Genomic DNA, 20,342 nt, shown 5'->3' with positions numbered 1-20,342 from the left:
GCCGCCGGCCCTGAGGGGTGCGCCCGCGCGGGCGCACCCCTCAGGACACCACGTCCTTGCGGGCGAACCCGCGGAACGCCAGCGCCAGCAGCACCACCGCGTACGAGAGCGACAGCGAGACGCCCTGCACCATGCCGCCCCACTCCAGCTGCGGCTGCAGGGCGTCCGCCCAGGCGTACTGCCAGTGCGCGGGAAGCCACTCGCGCAGGCCGCCGAGTGCGGTGACGGCGTCCAGCACCCCGGTGACGATCGAGGCGAACACCGCCCCGCCGACCGCGCCGAGCGGGGCGTCGGTGGCGGTCGAGAGCCAGAACGCCAGCGCCGCGATCACCACCTCGGCCAGGAAGACGTACGCCACCGCGATCGCCAGCCTCGGCAGCGCCTCCCCCGCCGACAGGCTCACCCCGGCCGGCAGCTTCAGGTCCCCCCACCCGTACGCGGCGGTGCCCACCAGCAGCCCGATCGCCGGCAGCAGCACCACGGCGGCGGCCGAGAACGCCAGCCCCACCGCGAACTTGCGGGCCAGCAGCCGGGCCCGGGGCACCGGCGCCGCCAGCAGGTAGCGCAGCGAGGACCAGCTCGCCTCCGAGGCCACCGTGTCACCGCAGAACAGCGCGACCGGGATCACCAGCAGGAAGCCGGTGCCCATGAAGAGCATGGTGGTCGCGAAGTTGGGCCCCGAGGCGGTGGCCAGCTCGATGAAGGTGGTCCGGTCGGCCCGGCCGGGCGTGCCACCGATCTGGAACGCGGCCAGGATGACGAACGGCAGCGCCGCCAGCACCCCGCCGATCACCATGGTCCGGCGGCGCCGCAGCTGGCGCATCGCCTCGACCCGCAGCGGCAGCGTCCGGCCCGCCCGGTACCCGGCGGCGTGGTCCGGTGAAACGACGGCACTCATGCCGGGCCTCCGATCAGTGACAGGAACGCGTCCTCCAGGCGGCGGTGCGGACCGGCCCGTTCCACCGGCACGCCGAGGCGCACCAGCTCGGCCAGCAGCCGGCTGGCCGTCATGCCGTCCAGCCTCACCAGCAGCCCGCCCTCGACCGGCTCGACCGAGCCGACCCCGTCCAGCGCCTGCGCCTTGTCGGCGGCCGCCGCCAGCTCCTGGGGCCCGTACGAGGCCGGGGTGCCGACCAGCAGCAGCTCGCCCGCGCCGACGATCTCGGCGACGGCTCCGGCGGTGACCAGCCGGCCGCGGTCCATCACCACCAGGTCGGTGCAGCTCTGCTCCACCTCCGAGAGCAGGTGGCTGGAGACGATGACGGTCCGCCCGGCGGCCGCGTACCGGATCATCACCTCGCGCATCTCGCGGATCTGCGGCGGGTCCAGCCCGTTGGTCGGCTCGTCCAGGATCAGCAGGTCCGGCAGCCCGAGCATGGCCTGGGCGATCGCGAGGCGCTGCCGCATGCCCTGTGAGTAGGTGCGCACCGCCCGGTCCAGCGCCTCGCCGAGCCCGGCGATGGCCAGCGCCTCCTCCAGGTGGGCGTCGGCCTCCGGGCGGCCGGTGGCCTGCCAGTAGAGCCGCAGGTTGGCCCGGCCGCTGAGGTGCGGCAGGAACCCGGCCCCCTCGACGAAGGCGCCGACCCGGGAGAGCACCGGCGTGCCCGGGCGCACCAGGTGGCCGAAGATCCGGATCTCGCCCTCGTCGGGCCGGATCAGGCCCATCAGCATCCGCAGCGTGGTGGTCTTGCCCGCGCCGTTGGGCCCGAGCAGGCCGAGCACCTGGCCCTGCTCCAGCCGGAAGCCCAGCTCCCGGACGGCGTAGCGGTCGGCGGACCCCTTGTAGCGCTTGCTCAGGCCGGTGATCTGCAACGGCACCCCGGCCAGCGCCGGGTCGTACGCCGGTCCGCGGGCCACCCGGCCGCGCCGGCGCAGCCGCGGCAGCAGGAGCAGTGCGGCCGCGACGGCGACGGCGACCAGCGGCAGGACCCAGGTCCGGGCGGGCAGCGGCGCCGCCTCGGTGACCAGCCCGTCGACGGTCGGCACGGTGAGCGCCCCGGCGGCGGCCGCACGGTAGGTGGCGGGCTCGGCGGGCGAGGCGTACGCCAGGTCGGTCGAGGCCAGTACCAGCCGCAGGCGGTGCCCGGCGGAGAAGGTGTGGTCGACGGCGGGCAGCGCCACCGTGACGGTCCTGCCGCCGGCCGCGTCGGCGCCGGTCACCCGGAGCGGGGCGGCGAGCTGCTGCGGCAGGCTCTGCTTGCCGTCCGGGGCGACGTCGTAGAGCTTGGCGAAGAGCACCGCGTCCGGCTTGTCGGCCTGCACCCGGACCGGCACGGTGGGCTGTCCGGTCAGGTGCAGGGGGCCGTCCAGCGGCGCACTGTCGAAGGTGGCGTACTGCCCGGGGAAGTCCAGCGAGAGCCCGGCGCCCAGGGCGGCGGCCTGGCTGAGCGCGCCGATGCCGGGCAGGGCGGAGATGTTCGGCGGGGCGCCGCCGGGCGGGTTGGCGAAGGTCTGTTCGGCGCCGGCCGTGCCGCCGTTCAGCTCGACGGTGCGCGAGCCCGTGCCGCCGAGGCCCGGGTAGGCGTCGGCGGAGGCGCCGCGCAGCACGGCCTGGAAGCCGGTGGAGTCGACGCCGCCGGTGCGGGTGACCCGGAACGCCGGTCCGGTGCCGTTCCCCGGGTGCTCCGGGCCGGGGTTCTTCGGGCCGGGGTTCTTCGGGCCGGGGTTCTTCAGGCCGGGGTTCTTCAGGTAGTGGTCGAACCAGGCGCCCACCCGGTCGTCGACCCGGGCGCTGGTGTCGGTGCCGCCGTCGTGCCCGCCGGCGAACCAGTCGACCGCCACCGGGGCGCCGTTGGCCGCGACCGCGCGGGCGATCGCGTCGCCCTGGTCGAGCGGGAACAGCGAGTCCTGCTGGCCCTGGACGACCAGGGTGGGCGCCTTGAGCCGGTCCGCGACCGAGGACGGGCTGGAGCGCTCCAGCAGCGCGACGGCCTCCGGGTCGGCGTGCCCGGCGGTCGCGACCCGGTCGTACATCCGGCAGAGCTCGTCCAGGAACCGCCCGCAGCCGACCGTCCCGTCGACCGGCCCGGCGGTGGCCCCCGCCGTCGCGCGCGGCGCGCCGCCGGACGGACCGAGGCCGCCCGGTGAACCGGGGGCCGCCGATCCGGTGGTGAAGAAGATCCCGGCCCAGAGCCGCTTGAACACCCCGTCCACCGCGCCCGAGCCCTGCACCCCCTGCGGGAACAGCGCGTCGGCCAGGTTCCACCAGGTGATCTGGCTGGCCACCGCGTCGATCCGGCTGTCGTACGCGGAGCCGAGCAGGGCCACCGCGCCGCCGTAGGAGGCGCCGGTGATGCCCACCCGCGGGTCGCCGGGCCCGTCCAGCTGCACCTCCGGCCGCTGGGCCAGCCAGTCGACCAGGTGCCTGACGTCCTGCACCTCGCGGTCGGGCGCGTTGAGGCCGATCCTGCCGCCGGAGTGCCCGAAGCCGCGCGCCGACCAGGTCAGCACCGCGTAGCCCTGCCGGGCCAGCTCCCGGGCGCGGTCGCGCTCGCCCTCCTTGGATCCGCCGAAGCCGTGGCCGAGCAGGACGGCCGGGCGCGGGCTCGTCCCGGTGGTGAAGAAGGAGGTGTCCAGCTGGACCTGCCGGTCGCTGCCGGGGGTCTCCGGCATGGCGAGGAAACGGTCCTCCTGCCGGACCGGCTGCCCGCCGTCCGCAGCGGCCACCGTCCATGTGCCGGCCCCGGCGAGCACCACCAGTGCGAGGACGGCCGCCGGCAGCCTGCGGGTCGTCAACCTCTCGCGCCAGCGGCGCCCTGCTCCTGCGAGCCTCATGGGCAGCGATCGTATCGGCCCGTCGAGTAGGGGCCTGATAAGGCACCTTGCGCGACGAGCGCCCGGCGGCCTCGCTCGCCTGCACCCCGGCGAGGAGCGGACCGGCGCGCCGGCAGCCGGGAGCCCGGCCGCGCGCGGGGAGAGGCGCGCACGACCGGGCGGTCAGGGGTGGGGAGAGACGAATCGCCGGCCGCCGGGAGGTCGGTACCACCGGCGGCCGCTCGCGGCTAGAGCCGGTGCAGGGAGTGCTCGCCCTCGGGTGTGTTCTTCACCTCCAGCCCGGGTACGTCCAGCAACTGGGAGAGGCCGGGTGCCGGCAGCTCCGAGTGGATCCTGTGCTCGGGGGGCGGGGTGATGACCTGGTCCGGGTTGGCCGGGTCGGGCATGGTCGGAGCGTCGTGCAGGCCGACGTGCGCCTTGCCGACCAGCAGCACGAACTTCCCGTCGGATCCGGCCTGACCCAGTCCGACGGCGTCGGCCACGTAGGTGTTGAACCGGGCGGCACGGTCGTAGAGCACCCAGGGTCCGTCCCCCTCACGGCGTGCGGGGTGCCCGTCGACCGCCCGGATTCCGATTCCTTCGGCCTTGGCGTTCTCGATCGTCGCCCGCAGGCCCTGGCCGTGGCTGCTTTCGTAGCGCGAGACCATCGCGTCCAGCAGTGGCGGCATCTCCGCGTTCGCCGGAGCCCGCAAATGGGTGTCCACGTGGGACTGGAAGGAGTCGCCGCGCAGCGCCTCCAGATAGATCGTCCGGACCCCCGCCTCCCGGAGGGCGGCCATGTTGTTCTTCAGGAAGTCGAAACTCTGCGGCTCCCCGTGCTTCTCACCCAGGACGATCCCCGGGTGGTCCTGAAGAATCCGGCCGGCGGCGGTGATGGCGTCCGGAGCGTCCCGCAGCACCGAGTCCACGCGGGCCACGGCATGCTCGGGTAGCCCCGGGGGCTGGCGAAGGGTGTTGGCCGCCACCATGGAGTCGAGCTGCTCACGACGGGCGTCCTGGGCCGCCCAGTAGTCTGCGGTCCGGTAATCCATGCGTGCCATCGCCTCGACCCGCTCCTGGGTCTTCGCGACCATCTTCTCGGGGGCCCAGCGTGCGACGGGATCGGCGGCGAGGTCCTTGATCCCGTTGAACGCGAGCGGTGAGAGGTCGTTGAGTGTCGTCGGGTCGAGACGGCTCTTCAGCGTCTTCGTGTGCTGGTTGAAGTGGACCGCGTCGACGGGTGCCCCACTCAGCGTCTCCGGGTGGAGGTACTTGCCCCCGGGGCTCGCGTGCGGCAGGGCGTACATCATGTTCTGAATGCCCCCCGGCTCAGCGGTCGGCCGCAACAGCGTGCGCACCTTGTGGAGCGCCTTCTGCGTCGCGGACGGCTGGAGCGGGAAGGCCAGGGCGGTCATCCCCGCCGGATGCTCGTGCAGTGAGCGGCCCGGCCGGACCGCCTCGCCCCGACCGGGCACCGGCTCGGTGCGGACCCCCGGAAGGTGCGGCTCCCCCGCGGGACGGACCGGGCCGGTACGGAACTCCGCCGGGAGCGGCGGGACGTGAACGCCCGGACCGCCCAGGTGCGCGGAGGGATGCGCGGCCGCCGAGGCCGACGTACCGGCGACGGGCGCGGTGGCGCTGCCGTGCAGGACCGGCGTCCCGTGGAGGTCCGACAGGCCCACCGGCCGACCGGCGCCGAGCGGCGCCCCTTCGGCCGGGCCCGGCGCGAGCCGGATCTCGTCGGCCCCGGACCCGAGCGGACGGACCAGCGCCTCCGGTGCGGTGTGGACCGCGGCCTCGGTGTGCAACAGGTTCAGCTCGGGCACCTCCGGCGCGTGCCGCATCGACAGGGGACCCTCCCCCACCGGATGCACCGGACCCGCCACCCCCTCCGGCGGCAGATGCAGCTCCGGCACCTCCGGCCCGTGCCGCATCGACAGGGGACCCTCCCCCACCGGATGCACCGGACCCGCCACCCCCTCCGGCGGCAGATGCAACTGCGGCACCTCCGGCCCGTGATGGCTGCCGAGGGCCGGCAGCGGAGTCTCGTGCGCCGCCGTGGTCGGCGCGCCGACCACGCCGCCCTCGTGCAGCGGCGGCAGGGAAGGGGCGTGGCTCGCCGTGGGCGTGGCCGTGCCCTCGTGGGGAACGGTGGCCGCCGCGGGCGCCGGCTCGTGCGTCGAGGCGGGACCGACGTGCTGCACCGGCGTCCCCTCGGACACCGGTGGGTGCGAGCCCGCGGCCGTCGGCGCCGCGGCCTCCGTGACCGCCGTGTGCGTGCCACCGCCATGGGCGGGCGAGCCCTCGGCGTGCCCGGGGGCCCCTCCCTCCGCCGCGGCCGCCGGGCCGTGCCCGGGCGTGCCGCCCTCAACACCATGACCGGGGCCCTGCGACGGCGTGCCGCCGCCCGTGGTGCCGTGCTCCGCCGCCGGAGCCGCCGCATGGGGCTGGGACTGCGCGGTGCCCGCACCGTCCGCCGCCGGGTGCTGCGCCGAATGGGCCGCGCCTCCGGCCGGCTCCGCCGCCGGGTGCTGGCCGCCCGTGGGCACGCCCTCGTGCGTGCCGCCCGCCGGTGCGCCGTGAGCGGCCGCCGCGGGCGCCTCCGCCGCGGCCACGTGCTCGGACGCCGCCGGCAGACCACGGCTGCCGCCGGTGCCCGCTGTGCTCGCCGCCCCGGCCGGGTCGCCCGGGACCGTCGTCGGCGAGTGCTCGGGAACGTGCGCCCCGGCGGGGATCTCCGACCCCCCGGCGCCCGGGACCCCGCTGTGCGGCACGTCCACCGTCGGTGCTCTGAAGTGCTCGTTGACCGCGGCGCCCGCGGCATGCAGCCCGGCGGCGCTCGCTCCGCTCAGGCCGGAACCGAGCAGGCTGTGACTGTCCACCGTCCCGGTGGTCACGGCCTGGGTGACGACGTCCGCCCCGACGCCGGCCGCGCCTGCCGTCACCATCTTGCCGGGGACCGTCCCCATGGCCTTGCCGAGGCCCAGCTTCGAGCCGGCCGCGCCGATGCCCTTGCCCAGCAGGTTGCCCGAGGCGCCCGCCACCGCGCCGCCCACCGCGTTGTCGCCGAGCTCCTTCAGGTCGAGGCCCTTGCGGTGCCCCTCCAGGACCTGGATGCTCTGGGCGAGCAGGTTGATGGCCGCCATCTGGACCGCCTGCTTGGCGGCGAACTTCATCGCCTCCATGGCGAGCTTCTTCAGGATCTGCTGGACGGCCGTCCGGCTGATGCCGACCATGACCGGGATCTGGGCCAGTGACAGGCCCGCGGTGAACGGCGCCTCCACCTCGGCCGTGGCGATCTCGACCGCGAGAATCCCCAGCTGGGCGATGATCTGGATCTTCGCCGTCTCTGCGGAGTTGGCCATCGACTCCAGCATGTCGCCCATGCCTTCGCAGGCCTTGGCGAGGCCGGGGAGAGCGCCGGGCTGGTCCTCGCCCTGGCCGACGGTGAACTTGTCCCAGTACTGGGACAGTCCGGTGGCAGCCACGCCGACCTGCCCGGTCAGCGCGCGCTTGACGGCCGCGTCGGCGGACTCCTCGACATCGTTGAGGGTCTGGGCCATGGTGCGCCAGTGCCCGGCCATGTTCCGCAGGTTGTCCTCGTCGGCCTCGGGCCAGCGCGTACCGGACAGCAGCAGCAGGACCCACTGGAGGGGTTCGGGAAGCTCGGTGGCCATGGTCAGCGCCTCCCGCCGGTGTGCGCCATCGGGCCGACGTGGGGTGCGGGCAGGGTCGGCGTCACGGGTGCGGGCGCCTGCGGCGGCGCGGCCGCCGCCGGGAACGGGTCCACGGGGCGGGACGTGTCGACGTTCTCGTTGCGGCCCGTGAGGGTGGCGACGACGCGCCGCTCGGTGTTCTCGTAGTTCTCCGCCATGCGCTTCAGACCCTCCGCGACCCGGCGCAGCGCGGCCGGGAGGCCCTTGAGGCCCTTGAGCGTGCCGGAGCTGTACGCGAGGTAGCCCTTCTCACCCTCGGCGAACTGGTGCCCCGCGTGGTCGTTTCCCCAGGGGTGGGTGGCGTTCATGCTGGTCAGGAAGCTGTCAAGGGCGAGGTACGCGGTGGAGACCCGGTCCGAGGCGGCGAGCATCGGGGAGACCGCCGCCCGGTACTGCTCGGGGCGGACATCGAAGCCCGTCCCTGCCGCCTTCGCCGGAGCCGCGTCCGCGGACGGGGACGGGGACGGCGACGGGGACGCCGCCGGCCGGGCGACCACTGCCGTCTCCGTGGCAAGCCCCGCCGCACCCGTCGCCGTCGAGCTCGGCGTCGCCGGCCCACCCGCAACCGTCGTCGCCGAACCGGACCCGGGCGAACCGGCCGCCCTCGTCGCCGTCTCGACCCCCATCGCGGGGACCGGCGTCGGCGTTCGCACCTCGCCGGGTCGATGCACCTTCGTACGAAACAGATCTTCCATGACGCTTTCTCCCCGATGTACCGCTGCCGGTCCGGTGACCTGTCAGCGGAATTGCTGCGGGCGGTGGCCGACGGCCGACAGCACGCGTTACTCGTTGTTCCCGGGCCGGCCACCGCCGGGGCTCTCCTCCTGGGCGGCCGGCTGCCGCGCCGCCCTGGCGGGTGCGGGCCTGTCGAACTCCCCGGCGGCCGCCAGCTTCGCCAGGGCGGCACGCAGCTGGGGGCTCGGCACCTGATAGCCCCCCTCCTCCCGGAGCCGTGCGGGCTTCCCCCCGGCGTCCGGCCCGGTCGGCACCGCTCCCGCGGTGCCCGCGGCGCCCTGGCCGTGCCCGGCCGCCGCCCCGGCCTGCTCCGGGTGCGCGGCCCTGACGGACGGCCGGCTCCCAGCAGCACCGTCCGCGCCGGCGGCACCACCACCCGTCCCCGCCGCCCCCGCCTCCGGCCGGCCCCCGCCCGCCGCGTCGGGTCCCAGCACCACGCTGGTCAGCTGCGTGAGGAGATCACCTCCGGGCTCCGGCGGATGCTCCTCCCCCGCAGCCGCGGCCTGCGGGGATCCCGCCCGGTGCTGTTCGGCGGCCTCGGTACGGGCGCCGTCCAGCCACCGCCGGTGCGCCCGCTGCGCCCGCCGGTCGCCGGCCTGGGCCTCGGCGGGCCGGCCGTGAACGCCGGGGTCGGCGAGTGCCTCGTCCTCCTCCGGTGCCTGCGCGACGACCAGGCCGGGCCTGCGCTTGCCGGGTGTTCCCTTCCTGCCCCCGCCATGGCCCATGCCGTGCATGCCACCGGTTCCGGGGCCCCGTCCGGCGGCACCCGCTCCGGCGCCGGCGGCCGCGCCCGCTCTCGCGCCGGTACCGGCCGTACCCGGACCCAACGTCTGCCGCGTCATCCCGGGCGCGCCGCGCCCGACCGTTCCGGCAACCGGGCGGCCCGCCCCTGCGGCGGCCGACGCCGTACCGGGCGGCATACCGAGGCCCGCGCCCGCGAAGGAGGGCGTGACACCCGCCCGTGCCCGGCCCGCCGAGCCGCCGCCGGCGGCCTTGCGCCCGCCCACGCCACCGGCATTCCCCGCAGCACCCCCCGAACCGAGCGCACCGGCCGCACCGAGCGCGCCCGAGGACCAGCCCCCCGCACCGGTGAGGTCGCCGACACCACCGGAGGACAGCCCACTCTGCGCACCGGTGCCCGCGACAGGGCCGGTGAACCCGGCCAGGCTCAGACCCGGCAGAGCCGCACCGCCCGTCCCCCCTCCGACACCCGCGCAGCGGGCACCGGCATCGGGCCCCCCGGCGCCACCGCCCGGACCTCCGGCGCCCCCGAGTGCGCACGCCAGTCCGGCACTGTCCATCCGTTCCACCGAACCGGCGGCCTGACGGAGCATCGAGTCGACGGCCGCGCTCGCCTGCCCGACGTGGTGCCGGCACGAGTCCACCGTCAGTTTCACGCCCTCGGACTGCGCGGCGGCCTCGGGCGCGGCTCCGGCCATACTGCCGTCGAGGTACTCCTTGGTGGACCTGAGCTGCTGCACCATGGCCGTCTTGGTACGGGTGACGGTGCCGGCGGCCTCGTGGAGACAGCGGGCCATCGCGAGCCCGGTCTCCAGCACGGTGACGGCATGGGCGTCGTCGCGACCGGCGTACTTCTCCAGGTACTGCCGGAAGCCGTCGGCGGCCGCCCCCGACATGTGCGCCGCGGCCTGCTGCGCAGCCGCCACGATGCCGCGCGCCCGTGGCTCGGCCGCGGTGTTCCAGGCGTCCCACGCCCGGGCGAGCGCCGCGAGCTGGTCCTCATCGGCTTCGGGGAAGGCTATCGCCGCCCCGTTGTCGTTGCTCTTGACTATCGTGAGCACCGCGGCCAGGTCGGCGGGCAGCTCGATCATGAAAATGGTCACTTTCTCGGGCGAACCGGGCGACTGGAAACCCGCCGAACCGACCGAAGCGGCCATAGCGGCCGAACCGGGCGTGTGCGGGCGGCTCGACGGACAGTCGGCGGAGGAACCGGGCGGTCGGGTGGAGGAACCGGCGCGTGGAGCCGCGGACGATCAGACGTCGGCGGTACCGGCAGCCCCCGCCGGGGAGGCCCCGGGCCGGGCCGACGTGGACGGACCACGGCCGTCGGGCGCGGCCTCCAGCACTGCGGGGAGGGGCGCCGCGGAGCCCGCGAGAAGCTCCTTCAGACCGGCCGCGTGACTGCCCTCGGCCTCGCGGTAGTGCCGGCACATCAACAGCAGGTTCTCGGCCATCGTGCCGGAGTTCCGCAGGTAGCGGCGCACACCCTGGAGCGCCTGCTCCTGGCACTCGATCAGCCCGCCGCTCTCCGTCCCACCGCCTCCGAGCGCCCTGCCCACCGGGTCGGTTCCGTAGGAGGCCGGGGAGACGCGCCGGGCGGCGGCCTCGACCTTGGCGGCATGCGGTTCCAGTTCCTGGACGAAGGCCCGGATCCTCCTGGCGGCCGCCTCGACCTCCGCAAGATCGATCCGGAACGACCCGCTGCTCATCGGACTCACACTCACCATCTCGACTGGACCACTGACGCTGGTGACTGACCATCCCTCACGCGCGTAACCGCTCGATAAGCGGTTTGTGGGCGGAGCTCGCCCAGGCGGCTCCACGACGCGCCCGGTCAACGCCGAGGCGGTTCCACCGCCTCCGCGGCGAGCAGCTCCGCAGCCGACCGCAGGTCTCGGCGAGCCGGTCCGTGGCGGGAGCGCCCCGGCCTTCGGACGCGCGAACGGCGGTGTGCCTCGAATCGAGGCACACCGCCGTCACCCATCATCCGCTCCCGACCGTCGGCGCCGGGAATCCCCGAACGGCCCGCGTCCGGAGCACCGGCCGACCGTCCGCGCGGACCGTCCGGAGTCCTAGAGAAGCCGCGTCATCGTCCGGTGCGGGATCCCCGCGTCGTCGTAGACCGGCCCCTCCGCCGCGTACCCGAGCCGCTCGTAGAACCCGAGGGCCTGCACCTGCGCGTGGAGCTCGACATCGCGCGCACCGCGGTCCCGGCCGGCCGCCTCGACCGCCCGCACCAGGTCGGCGCCCAGCCCCGTCCCGCGCGCCGCCTTCACGACCGCGAGCCGCCCGAGCAGCACCCGCCCCCCGATCCCGCCGGTCAGCTTCAGCGCCTGCTCGCCGTGGATCAGCCGGGCGGTGCCGAGCGGCTCACCCGCCGGTCCGACCGCCAGCAGGTGCTCCGAGGTCGGGTCGAGGTCGTCCCACTCCTCCTCCTCGGCGATCCCCTGCTCGACGATGAACACCTCGCGCCGGACGCCGTGCACCAGCGCGAGGTCCGCCTCGCCCTCGGCCACCCTGATGACCGTGCCCATCCTGGTCCTCCCCCGTCCCCGGTTCTCTCAGCTCTCGGAAGCGATGATGTCGAGCGCCTTGCGCAGGTCCGCCGGGTACTCGCTGGCGAACTGCACCCACTCGCCGTCCGACGGGTGCTCGAAGCCCAGCGAGACCGCGTGCAGCCACTGCCGGGTCAGGCCGAGCCGCTTGGCCAGCGTCGGGTCGGCGCCGTAGGTGAGGTCGCCCACGCAGGGGTGGCGCAGCGCGGACATGTGGACCCGGATCTGGTGGGTGCGCCCGGTCTCCAGCTTGATGTCCAGCAGCGAGGCGGCCCGGTAGGCCTCGATCAGGTCGTAGTGGGTGACGGACGCCTTGCCGTCGCGGGTGACCGCCCACTTCCAGTCCGAGCTGGGGTGGCGCCCGATCGGCGCGTCGACGGTGCCGCTCATCGGGTCCGGGTGACCCTGCACGAGGGTGTGGTACTTCTTCTCGGTCACCCGGTCGTGGAACTGCCGCTTGAGGTCGGTGTACGCGCGCTCCGACTTCGCCACCACCATCAGGCCGGAGGTGCCGACGTCGAGGCGGTGCACGATGCCCTGGCGCTCGGCGGCGCCCGAGGTGGAGATGCGGTAGCCGGCCGCGGCCAGGCCGCCGATCACGGTGGGGCCGGTCCAGCCGGGGCTGGGGTGCGCGGCGACGCCGACCGGCTTGTCGACGAGCACGATGTCCTCGTCGTCGTGGACGATGCGCATGCCCTCGACGTGCTCGGCGACGATCTGCACGGGCGCGGCGGGGGCGGGGATCTCGACCTCCAGCCAGGAGCCGGCGGTCACCCGGTCCGACTTGCCGGCCACGGCGCCGTCGAGCGTCACCTTGCCGTCGGCGGCCAGTTCGGCGGCCTTCGTCCGGGAGAAGCCGAACATCCGGGCGAGGGCGGCGTCGAGGCGCTCGCCCTCCAGGCCGTCGGGAACGGGGAGGCTGCGGATCTGCGCTGCGGTACTCACCCGTACGAGTATGCCGGACGCGGACGCCGCCCCTCGCCCCTGCGGCCCGGCCCGCGCTCCCCCCGGCCGGGCCTACTCGCCCCGGCCGCCGGCCTTCCCGCTCTTCTCCGCCTGCTGGTGGACGGTGCCGTCCGGGTTGCTGCCGCGGAAGGAGAGCAGGACGACGAGGATGCCGCCGCAGACGATCGCCGAGTCGGCGAGGTTGAAGACCGCGAAGTGCTGGACGGAGATGAAGTCCACCACGTGGCCGCGGAAGGCGCTCGGCGCCCGGAACAGCCGGTCGGTGAGGTTGCCCAGGGCGCCGCCGAGCAGCAGCCCGAGCGCGATCGCCCACGGGAGGCTGTACAGCCGGCGGGCGATCCGCCAGATCACCACGATGACGGAGGCGGCGATCACCGTGAAGACGATGGTCAGCGCCTGCCCCATGCCGAAGGCGGCCCCGGAGTTGCGGATCACCTGGAAGGTCACCACGTCGCCGACCACCTTGATCGCCGCGTGGTTCTCCAGCCTGGCGACGACCAGCAGCTTGGTGCCCAGGTCGATCAGGAAGGCGACGAGCGCGACGGTCATCAGGACGCCGATCCGGCGCCGGCCCCTGGGCGTCTCCTGCTCCGCCGGGGTGGCGGTCACCTCACCGGGCTCGGCCACGGCCTCCTCCACGGCTTCCGCGGGGATGGGGACGGCTTCGTCCCGCGTCTGGGGGGAACCTTGCGTACTGATGATCCGCTCCGCTGCCGATGGGAGTCCCCCCGGTCGAAGGCGGGGGGGGAGAGTGGGCCGCTGGTCGCCGGGACGGGCCGGTCGGGCGACGTTACGGGGTCGAGCGTACGGCAAGCCCGACCCCCCGCGTCGTCCCGGTCAGCGGCGTTCCTGCTTGGCCTTGCACTGGACGCAGAGCGTCGCCCGGGGGAAGGCCTGGAGGCGGGCCTTTCCGACGGCCTGGCCGCAGGACTCGCAGATGCCAAAGCCGACGCCCTCCAGCCTGACCAGGGCGTGCTCGGTCTGGGCGAGGCTGTCCCGGGCGTTGTTGGCGAGGGCCAGCTCGCTCTCCCGCGAGATGTTCTTCGTACCGGCGTCCACCTGGTCGTCGCCGGCTCCGTCGTTGGAGTCACGCATCAGACCGGTGATGGCGGCCTCGGCGGCGTCGATCTCGTTCTGCAGCCGCTCCAGTTCGCCGATCAGCTCGGCGTGCAGCTCGTGGACCTCCTCGGAGGTCCACGGGTCCTCGCCCGGGCGGACCGGAAGCTCGGCCGGGTCCACCGATTCCGCACCGCCGCCGCGGGCCGCGGCGGCGGCCGGGGTGCGGGTGCGGCCGGGGGCCACGAGCGTGGTGTCGTTGCTGGTCTTGTGCCGTGCGGTAGTGGTCACGGTCCCCTCCCCTGGTTCGCCTGCCACGGCCTTGCGTGCCCGCTTGGTGGCGGTACCCGCGCCGGTTGCCTTCTCAGCCATGGCTTCGACCCCATTTACGAACGAATTGAGCCGCCGGTTCCCGGCGGCCTCCAGTGCCGGAACGATAATCCCCATCAAAACCGGTCACAACATGACATACCGGCACCTCATCATGATCCCACCCAGGCAGCCGCCACAGCCGCCCCGCCCCGCGCGCTGACCAGTGTTGTGCCCAGATCACCCCCTCCTAACCACCTCGCCGACCACCCTGACGAGCCGCTCCGGCACCGGCCGCAGAACGGTCGGACGGCGGTCGAAGGGGCGGTCGGCACGCTGGCGGGGCACGGGCGGGGCACCGGCGGAACGCGGGCCCCGCGACGGGAAGAACCGACTTGCGGCGGCCGATACACTGGGCCTGCAAGGCGCAGATGGGACGAGTACCGACGTACGCAGCCACCAGCGACCCGGGGACGGTGTGAGCCCGGGGGCGTGCACGGCGGGAAGATCACCCCGGAGCCGCCGGAAGAACGGCCCAGGCAGCACGCAGCGGCCCACTAGACCCGGCAGCAAGCCCAAACAAGAGGGCCGCAGGCAGCATCGCGGCCAAGGAGGGTGGTACCGCGGGGCGGCTCGCCGTCTCGTCCCTCCGTCGGATCCAGTCCACGCATCCGCCGGAGGTAGACGCCCGCGATGACCACCTACAACCCCGTTCCCGCGCAGGTCGACCTGCCCGCCCTGGAGCACCGGATCCTGTCCTTCTGGCAGGACAACAAGGTCTTCCAGCGCAGCCTCGAACAGTCCGAGGGCCGCCCCGAGTGGGTCTTCTACGAGGGCCCGCCGACCGCCAACGGCATGCCCGGCGCCCACCACATCGAGGCCCGCGTCTTCAAGGACGTCTTCCCCCGCTACCGGACGATGAAGGGCTACCACGTCGCCCGCAAGGCCGGCTGGGACTGTCACGGCCTCCCGGTGGAGCTGGCCGTCGAGAAGGAGCTCGGCTTCTCCGGCAAGCAGGACATCGAGGCGTACGGCATCGCCGAGTTCAACGCCAAGTGCCGCGAGTCGGTGACCCGCCACACCGACGCCTTCACCGAGCTCACCACCCGCATGGGGTACTGGGTCGACCTCGACGAGGCCTACCGGACGATGGACCCGTCCTACGTCCAGTCCGTGTGGTGGTCGCTCAAGCAGATCTTCGACAAGGGCCTGCTGGTCCAGGACCACCGCGTCGCCCCCTGGTGCCCGCGCTGCGGCACCGGCCTCTCCGACCACGAGCTGGCCCAGGGCTACGAGACCGTGGTCGACCCCTCGGTCTTCGTCCGGTTCCCGCTGACCAGCGGCCCGCTGGCCGGCCAGGCCTCGCTGCTGGTCTGGACGACCACCCCGTGGACCCTGGTCTCCAACACCGCCGCCGCCGTCCACCCCGAGGTGACCTACGTGGTCGCCACCGACGGCGAGGAGCGGCTGGTCGTCGCCGAGCCGCTGCTGGCCAAGGCCCTCGGCGAGGGCTGGGAGCCCACCGGCCAGTCCTTCACCGGCGCCGAGATGGAGCGCTGGGCCTACCGCCGGCCGTTCGACCTGGTCGAGATCGAGAACGCGCACTACGTCCTCAACGCCGACTACGTCACCACCGAGGACGGCACCGGCATCGTCCACCAGTCGCCCGCCTTCGGCGCCGACGACCTCGCGACCTGCCGCAAGTACGGTCTGCCGGTGGTCAACCCGGTGCTGGCCGACGGCACCTTCGCCCCCGAGGTCCCGCTGGTCGGCGGCCAGTTCTTCAAGAAGGCCGACGAGGCCCTGGTCGCGGACCTCAAGGAGCGCGGCCTGCTCTTCCGCCACCTCCCGTACGAGCACAGCTACCCGCACTGCTGGCGCTGCCACACCGCGCTCCTCTACTACGCGCAGCCGTCCTGGTACATCCGGACCACCGCCGTCAAGGACGCGCTGATCCGCGAGAACGAGGCCACCAACTGGTTCCCGGAGACGGTCAAGCACGGCCGCTTCGGCGACTGGCTGAACAACAACATCGACTGGGCGCTGAGCCGCAACCGCTACTGGGGCACCCCGCTGCCGATCTGGCGCTGCGAGGAGGGCCACCTCACCTGCGTCGGCTCGCTGGCCGAGCTCTCCGAGCTGACCGGCACCGACCAGAGCGGCCTCGACCCGCACCGCCCGTACATCGACGACGTCACCTTCGCCTGCCGCGACTGCGGCGGCACCTCCACCCGGGTGCCCGAGGTGATCGACGCCTGGTACGACTCGGGCTCGATGCCGTTCGCCCAGTACGGCTACCCGTACCAGAACAAGGAGCTGTTCGAGAAGCGCTACCCGGCGCAGTTCATCTCCGAGGCGATCGACCAGACCCGTGGCTGGTTCTACACGCTGATGGCCGTCGGCACGCTGGTGTTCGACAGGAACAGCTACGAGAACGTCGTCTGCCTGGGCCACATCCTGGCCGAGGACGGCCGCAAGATGTCCAAGCACCTGGGCAACATCCTGCAGCCGATCCCGCTGATGGACCAGCACGGCGCCGACGCGGTCCGCTGGTTCATGGCGGCCGGCGGCTCGCCCTGGTCGGCCCGCCGGGTCGGCCACGGCACCATCCAGGAGGTGGTCCGCAAGACCCTCCTCACCTACTGGAACACCGTCGCCTTCCAGGCCCTGTACGCCCGCACCTCCGGCTGGGCCCCCTCGGCGAACGACCCGGCCCCGGCCGACCGCCCGCAGCTGGACCGCTGGGTGCTCTCCGAGCTGAACACCCTGGTCCGCGAGGTCGACGCGGCCTTCGAGGCGTACGACACCCAGCGCGCCGGCAAGCTGCTCTCCGGCTTCGTCGACGACCTCTCCAACTGGTACGTCCGCCGCGGCCGCCGCCGCTTCTGGCAGGGCGACGCCGCCGCGCTCGCCACGCTGCACGAGGCGCTGGAGACGGTCACCCGCCTGATGGCCCCGCTCACCCCGTTCATCACCGAGCAGGTCTGGCAGGACCTGGTCGTCCCGGTCGCCCCGGACGCCCCGGCCTCGGTCCACCTGGCCACCTGGCCGGAGGCGGACGAGGCGCTGATCGACGCGGACCTCTCCCGCCACATGGCGCTGGTCCGCCGCCTGGTCGAGCTGGGCCGGGCCACCCGCGCCGAGTCCGGCGTGAAGACCCGTCAGCCGCTCTCCCGGGCGCTGGTCGCGGCCCAGGGCTGGGAGGAGCTGCCGGCCGACCTGCGCGCGCAGATCGCCGAGGAGCTCAACGTCTCCGCCCTGGAGTCGCTGGCGGAGGTCGGGGGCTCGCTGGTCGACACCACCGCCAAGGCCAACTTCCGCGCGCTGGGCAAGCGTTTCGGCAAGGGCGTGCAGGACGTCGCGAAGGCGGTCGCCGCCGCCGACGCCGCCCGCCTCGCCGCCGACCTGCGGGCCACCGGCTCCGCCTCGGTGGAGCTGGACGGCGAGCGGATCCCCCTCTCGCCCGACGAGGTGATCATCACCGAGACCCCGCGCGAGGGCTGGGCCGTCGCCAACGAGTCCGGCGCCACCGTCGCCCTCGACCTGGCCATCACCCCGGAGCTCAAGCGCCTGGGCATCGCCCGCGACGCGATCCGCCAGATCCAGGAGGCCCGGAAGAACTCCGGCCTGGACGTCGCCGACCGGATCGTCCTGCGCTGGCGCGCCAGCGGCGAGGAGACCGCGGAGGCCATCGCCGAGCACGGCCCCCTGGTCGCCGAGGAGGTCCTGGCCACCGACTTCGCCGCCGGTGCCGCCGACTGGGAGTCCGAGACCTTCACCGACGAGGGCCTCGGCCTCGCCTTCCAGCTCCGCAAGGCCTGACCGGACGACCGAAGCCGCCGCCACCCCGCCCGGGGTGGCGGCGGCTTCGCCGTTGCCCCGCACGCACGAACGAGGGCGCCCCCACCGTGACCCGGAGGTCACAGAGGGGGCGCCCTCGAAATGCCCGGCTACAACCTCAGTTGTCGCCGTCCTCGTCGATCAGGAACCCGCGCATCGGCGCCGGCGCCTGCTGCATCGGCTGCGGAGGCTGCGGACGGACGGCGGCCATCGGCTGCGTCATCCCGGCCGGCTGCATCTGCGGGGCACCGGAGTTGCCGCCCGACGCCTGCCCGCCGAAGCTCGGCGCACCGGAGTTGCCGCCGAAGGAGCTCTGCCCGCCGAACGACGGCTGGTTGCCACCGAAGGACGGCTGGTTGCCACCGAAGCTCGGCGCACCGCTGCCCATCGTGGACGCACCGGCCGGAGCCATCGACGACGCGGCCGGCGGCAGCGACGCGGTGGCCGGGATGCGCGGCGGTGCGAGCGAGTCGTCCGCCTGCGACTCCAGCTGGCGCAGCTGGGTCTCCAGGTACGACTTCAGACGCGTGCGGTACTCACGCTCGAACGCCCGCAGGTCCTCGACCTTGCGCTCCAGCGTGGCACGCGCGGACTCCAGCGAGCCCATCGCGACGCGGTGCTTCTCCTGCGCGTCCCGCTCCAGGGCGTCGGCCTTGGCCCGGGCGTCGCGCTCCAGACCCTCGGCCCGGCTGCGCGCCTCGCCGACGATCTTGTTGGCCTCGGAACGGGCCTCGGAGATCGCCTGGTCGGCGGTCTGCTGGGCGAGCGCCAGGACGCGGGCGGCGCTGTCGCCACCGGGACCCTGCTGCTGCTGCATCGGGCCGCCGAGCGGGCCGCCCATCTGCTGCTGCGGGCCGCCCATGGGGCCGCCCATCTGCTGCATCTGCTGCTGGCCCATGCCCTGGCCCATCGGGTTGCCCATCTGCTGCGGGCCACCGGGGCCGCCCATGGGCTGGAGCATCTGGCCGCCCATCGGCTGGACCAGCTGCTGCTGGCCGCCCATGGTCTGGTTCATCTGCTGCTGCGGGCCGCCCATCTGCTGCGGGCCGCCGGGGCCGGCCGGGAGCTGCGGGGCGCCGGACGGCAGGCCGAGGGGCTGGTTGCCCATCTGCTGCTGCTGCTGCGGGCCGCCCATCTGCTGCGGGCCGCCGGGGCCGCCCATCTGCTGCGGACCGGGGCCCTGCTGCTGCCCGGGGACCGGCGGGCCGGATATGGCGGCCGGCACGGGGGCGCCGGGACGCGAGTCCTGCGGCGGCTCCTTGCGCATGTTGGCCTGGTTCTGCGCGGCGGCACGGGTCGCGGCGGCCAGCTTGGCGCGCAGGTCCTCGTTCTCGCGGAGAAGGCGGGTCAGCTCCGCCTCGACCTCGTCGAGGAAGGCATCGACCTCGTCCTCGTCATAGCCTTCGCGCAGGCGGACGGTCGTGAACTGCTTGTTCCGAACGTCCTCGGGGGTCAATGGCATCTCTTCACCTCAACGTGATCGTCGGCACACCGGCATCCTGTCGCATCGCTCACCTACGACTAGGGCCGCACAAGCGAGATCAGGACATACACAATGATCATCAGTACGAAGAAGGACAGGTCGAGCGCCACGCCCCCGAGACGCAACGGCGGGATGAACCGCCGAAGAAGCTTGAGCGGCGGATCCGTGACAGTGTACGTGGCCTCCAGGACCAGGACCATGGCCTTGCCGGGCCGCCACGAACGCGCGAACTGGAACACCCAGTCCATCACCAGCCGCACAAGCAGGAACACCAGGAAGACGGTCAGCGCGTAGTAGAGCACCGCCCACACGATCCCCATCGCGCTTCCCTCTCCCCTGTCATCCCGGCCCTTGGGCCCTGCTGCCTGTCGTTAACTCACTGTCGATCAGATCCACACGTAAAGTCGTGGCCGGGTCAGCTCTGGTTGAAGAACCCACCCTCGGCGATCCGAGCCTTGTCCTCCGCCGTGACATCGACGTTAGCAGGCGACAGCAGGAACACCTTCTGCGTCACGCGCTCGATACTGCCGTGCAGACCGAAGACGAGTCCAGCGGCGAAGTCTACGAGGCGCTTCGCGTCGGTGTCGTCCATCTCGGTCAGATTCATGATCACCGGCGTCCCGCCACGGAACTGTTCCCCGATGGTACGGGCCTCGTTGTAGGTCCGCGGGTGCAGCGTGGTGATGCGGTAGGGCTCTCGTTCGTTCACTACCTTGGGCATGATCACCGGGGCGCTCTTCTCCAGGTTGTGGCGGCGTTCGGGTGTGATGGACGACACTGGGGCCATCCTCGGAGTCTCCTGCCGGATCGGGACCGCGGCCGATACGGGCTGCGGCGTGATCGAGGAGACCGGGGCGGGCGCCGGAGCGGCGGGCCGGGGAATGTCCTCCGTCCGCCCGGTGCGGATCGGCTCGGGGTCCGCGTCGTAGTCGTCGTCGGGGTCGTACCCCTGACCGTCGTACGTCTCGTCCTCCACGAGGCCGAGGTAGACCGCCATCTTGCGCATTGCGCCGGCCATGCTCCTGTCTCCTCCGCTTGTGGTGGACCCGCTCCTCACCGGCGGCCAGGCCGTACGGCCCCGCCTGCGGATTCCGCGGTCCGCCCACGACCGCCCGTCAGGCCGACGGCCGGTCAGAAGTCGTGGGTGGGGGCCGCGGAGCTGCGATCCACGGTTGGCTAGCGCTCTGG

Annotated in this window: 14 protein-coding genes; 1 reads left to right on the top strand and 13 read right to left on the bottom strand. The window is 73.7% G+C overall.

Annotated elements, in window-relative coordinates:
- Positions 1-40: 40 nt before the first annotated feature.
- The 10 genes from J5Y04_RS12075 to J5Y04_RS12030 all read right to left on the bottom strand — a co-directional run bounded on the left by J5Y04_RS12075 (position 41) and on the right by J5Y04_RS12030 (position 13,813).
- Complete coding sequence (locus J5Y04_RS12075) at positions 41-898, bottom strand: ABC transporter permease (RefSeq protein ID WP_209411968.1); 858 nt, start codon at positions 896-898, stop codon at positions 41-43.
- Positions 895-3,774, bottom strand: a complete 2,880-nt coding sequence (locus J5Y04_RS12070; protein ID WP_209411967.1) for an alpha/beta fold hydrolase — start codon at positions 3,772-3,774, stop codon at positions 895-897. The genes J5Y04_RS12075 and J5Y04_RS12070 overlap by 4 nt, the downstream gene beginning before the upstream one ends.
- Before the next feature lie 227 nt (positions 3,775-4,001).
- On the bottom strand, positions 4,002-7,430 hold the full coding sequence (locus J5Y04_RS12065; protein WP_209411966.1) for a hypothetical protein: 3,429 nt from the start codon (positions 7,428-7,430) through the stop codon (positions 4,002-4,004).
- A 2-nt stretch (positions 7,431-7,432) separates the two neighbouring features.
- Positions 7,433-7,966: a hypothetical protein gene (locus J5Y04_RS12060; RefSeq protein WP_209411965.1), complete on the bottom strand. Its 534-nt coding sequence runs from the start codon at positions 7,964-7,966 to the stop codon at positions 7,433-7,435.
- A gap of 285 nt (positions 7,967-8,251) precedes the next feature.
- Complete coding sequence (locus J5Y04_RS12055; RefSeq protein ID WP_209411964.1) at positions 8,252-10,036, bottom strand: hypothetical protein; 1,785 nt, start codon at positions 10,034-10,036, stop codon at positions 8,252-8,254.
- 162 nt (positions 10,037-10,198) lie between these two features.
- Entirely contained in the window at positions 10,199-10,654 is a 456-nt protein-coding gene (locus J5Y04_RS12050; protein WP_209411963.1) for a hypothetical protein, read from the bottom strand.
- Between the two features lie 363 nt (positions 10,655-11,017).
- Positions 11,018-11,479 (bottom strand): GNAT family N-acetyltransferase, encoded by a 462-nt coding sequence (locus J5Y04_RS12045; RefSeq protein WP_209411962.1) that lies wholly within the window; start codon positions 11,477-11,479, stop codon positions 11,018-11,020.
- Between the two features lie 27 nt (positions 11,480-11,506).
- Positions 11,507-12,445, bottom strand: coding sequence for an RluA family pseudouridine synthase (locus tag J5Y04_RS12040; protein WP_209411961.1), 939 nt, complete (start codon positions 12,443-12,445; stop codon positions 11,507-11,509).
- 72 nt (positions 12,446-12,517) lie between these two features.
- Positions 12,518-13,093, bottom strand: coding sequence for a signal peptidase II (lspA, locus tag J5Y04_RS12035; protein ID WP_374105997.1), 576 nt, complete (start codon positions 13,091-13,093; stop codon positions 12,518-12,520).
- Positions 13,094-13,303: 210 nt separating this feature from the next.
- Positions 13,304-13,813 (bottom strand): TraR/DksA family transcriptional regulator, encoded by a 510-nt coding sequence (locus J5Y04_RS12030; RefSeq protein ID WP_307853072.1) that lies wholly within the window; start codon positions 13,811-13,813, stop codon positions 13,304-13,306.
- A 711-nt stretch (positions 13,814-14,524) separates the two neighbouring features.
- On the opposite strand from J5Y04_RS12030, the gene ileS reads away from it, so the two are divergent.
- Positions 14,525-17,653, top strand: coding sequence for an isoleucine--tRNA ligase (ileS, locus tag J5Y04_RS12025; protein WP_209411958.1), 3,129 nt, complete (start codon positions 14,525-14,527; stop codon positions 17,651-17,653).
- A 136-nt stretch (positions 17,654-17,789) separates the two neighbouring features.
- Here the strand turns inward: ileS and J5Y04_RS12020 are convergent, their stop codons facing one another.
- The 3 genes from J5Y04_RS12020 to J5Y04_RS12010 form a co-directional block, all read right to left on the bottom strand.
- Positions 17,790-19,133 (bottom strand): DivIVA domain-containing protein, encoded by a 1,344-nt coding sequence (locus J5Y04_RS12020; RefSeq protein WP_209411957.1) that lies wholly within the window; start codon positions 19,131-19,133, stop codon positions 17,790-17,792.
- Between the two features lie 59 nt (positions 19,134-19,192).
- Positions 19,193-19,474 carry a YggT family protein gene (locus J5Y04_RS12015; RefSeq protein ID WP_148645520.1) on the bottom strand — a complete coding sequence of 94 codons (282 nt, stop codon included), beginning with the start codon at positions 19,472-19,474 and terminating at the stop codon, positions 19,193-19,195.
- A 95-nt stretch (positions 19,475-19,569) separates the two neighbouring features.
- Complete coding sequence (locus tag J5Y04_RS12010; RefSeq protein ID WP_209411956.1) at positions 19,570-20,172, bottom strand: cell division protein SepF; 603 nt, start codon at positions 20,170-20,172, stop codon at positions 19,570-19,572.
- Positions 20,173-20,342: the final 170 nt, after the last annotated feature.

It is taken from the genome of Kitasatospora sp. RG8 (genome assembly GCF_017813315.1).
In the GTDB taxonomy this organism is placed as follows: domain Bacteria; phylum Actinomycetota; class Actinomycetes; order Streptomycetales; family Streptomycetaceae; genus Kitasatospora.
Note: the sequence above shows the minus strand (reverse complement) of the source record. Positions and strands in the feature narration are given on the sequence as shown.

Bases quoted from the DNA above. Each gene is read 5' to 3' on its own strand.
- J5Y04_RS12075 (WP_209411968.1), bottom strand. From the start codon at position 898: ATGAGTGCCGTCGTTTCACCGGACCACGCCGCCGGGTACCGGGCGGGC.
- J5Y04_RS12070 (WP_209411967.1), bottom strand. From the start codon at position 3,774: ATGAGGCTCGCAGGAGCAGGGCGCCGCTGGCGCGAGAGGTTGACGACC.
- J5Y04_RS12065 (WP_209411966.1), bottom strand. From the start codon at position 7,430: ATGGCCACCGAGCTTCCCGAACCCCTCCAGTGGGTCCTGCTGCTGCTG.
- J5Y04_RS12055 (WP_209411964.1), bottom strand. From the start codon at position 10,036: ATGATCGAGCTGCCCGCCGACCTGGCCGCGGTGCTCACGATAGTCAAG.
- J5Y04_RS12050 (WP_209411963.1), bottom strand. From the start codon at position 10,654: ATGAGCAGCGGGTCGTTCCGGATCGATCTTGCGGAGGTCGAGGCGGCC.
- J5Y04_RS12045 (WP_209411962.1), bottom strand. From the start codon at position 11,479: ATGGGCACGGTCATCAGGGTGGCCGAGGGCGAGGCGGACCTCGCGCTG.
- ileS (WP_209411958.1), top strand. From the start codon at position 14,525: ATGACCACCTACAACCCCGTTCCCGCGCAGGTCGACCTGCCCGCCCTG.
- J5Y04_RS12020 (WP_209411957.1), bottom strand. From the start codon at position 19,133: ATGCCATTGACCCCCGAGGACGTTCGGAACAAGCAGTTCACGACCGTC.
- J5Y04_RS12015 (WP_148645520.1), bottom strand. From the start codon at position 19,474: ATGGGGATCGTGTGGGCGGTGCTCTACTACGCGCTGACCGTCTTCCTG.
- J5Y04_RS12010 (WP_209411956.1), bottom strand. From the start codon at position 20,172: ATGGCCGGCGCAATGCGCAAGATGGCGGTCTACCTCGGCCTCGTGGAG.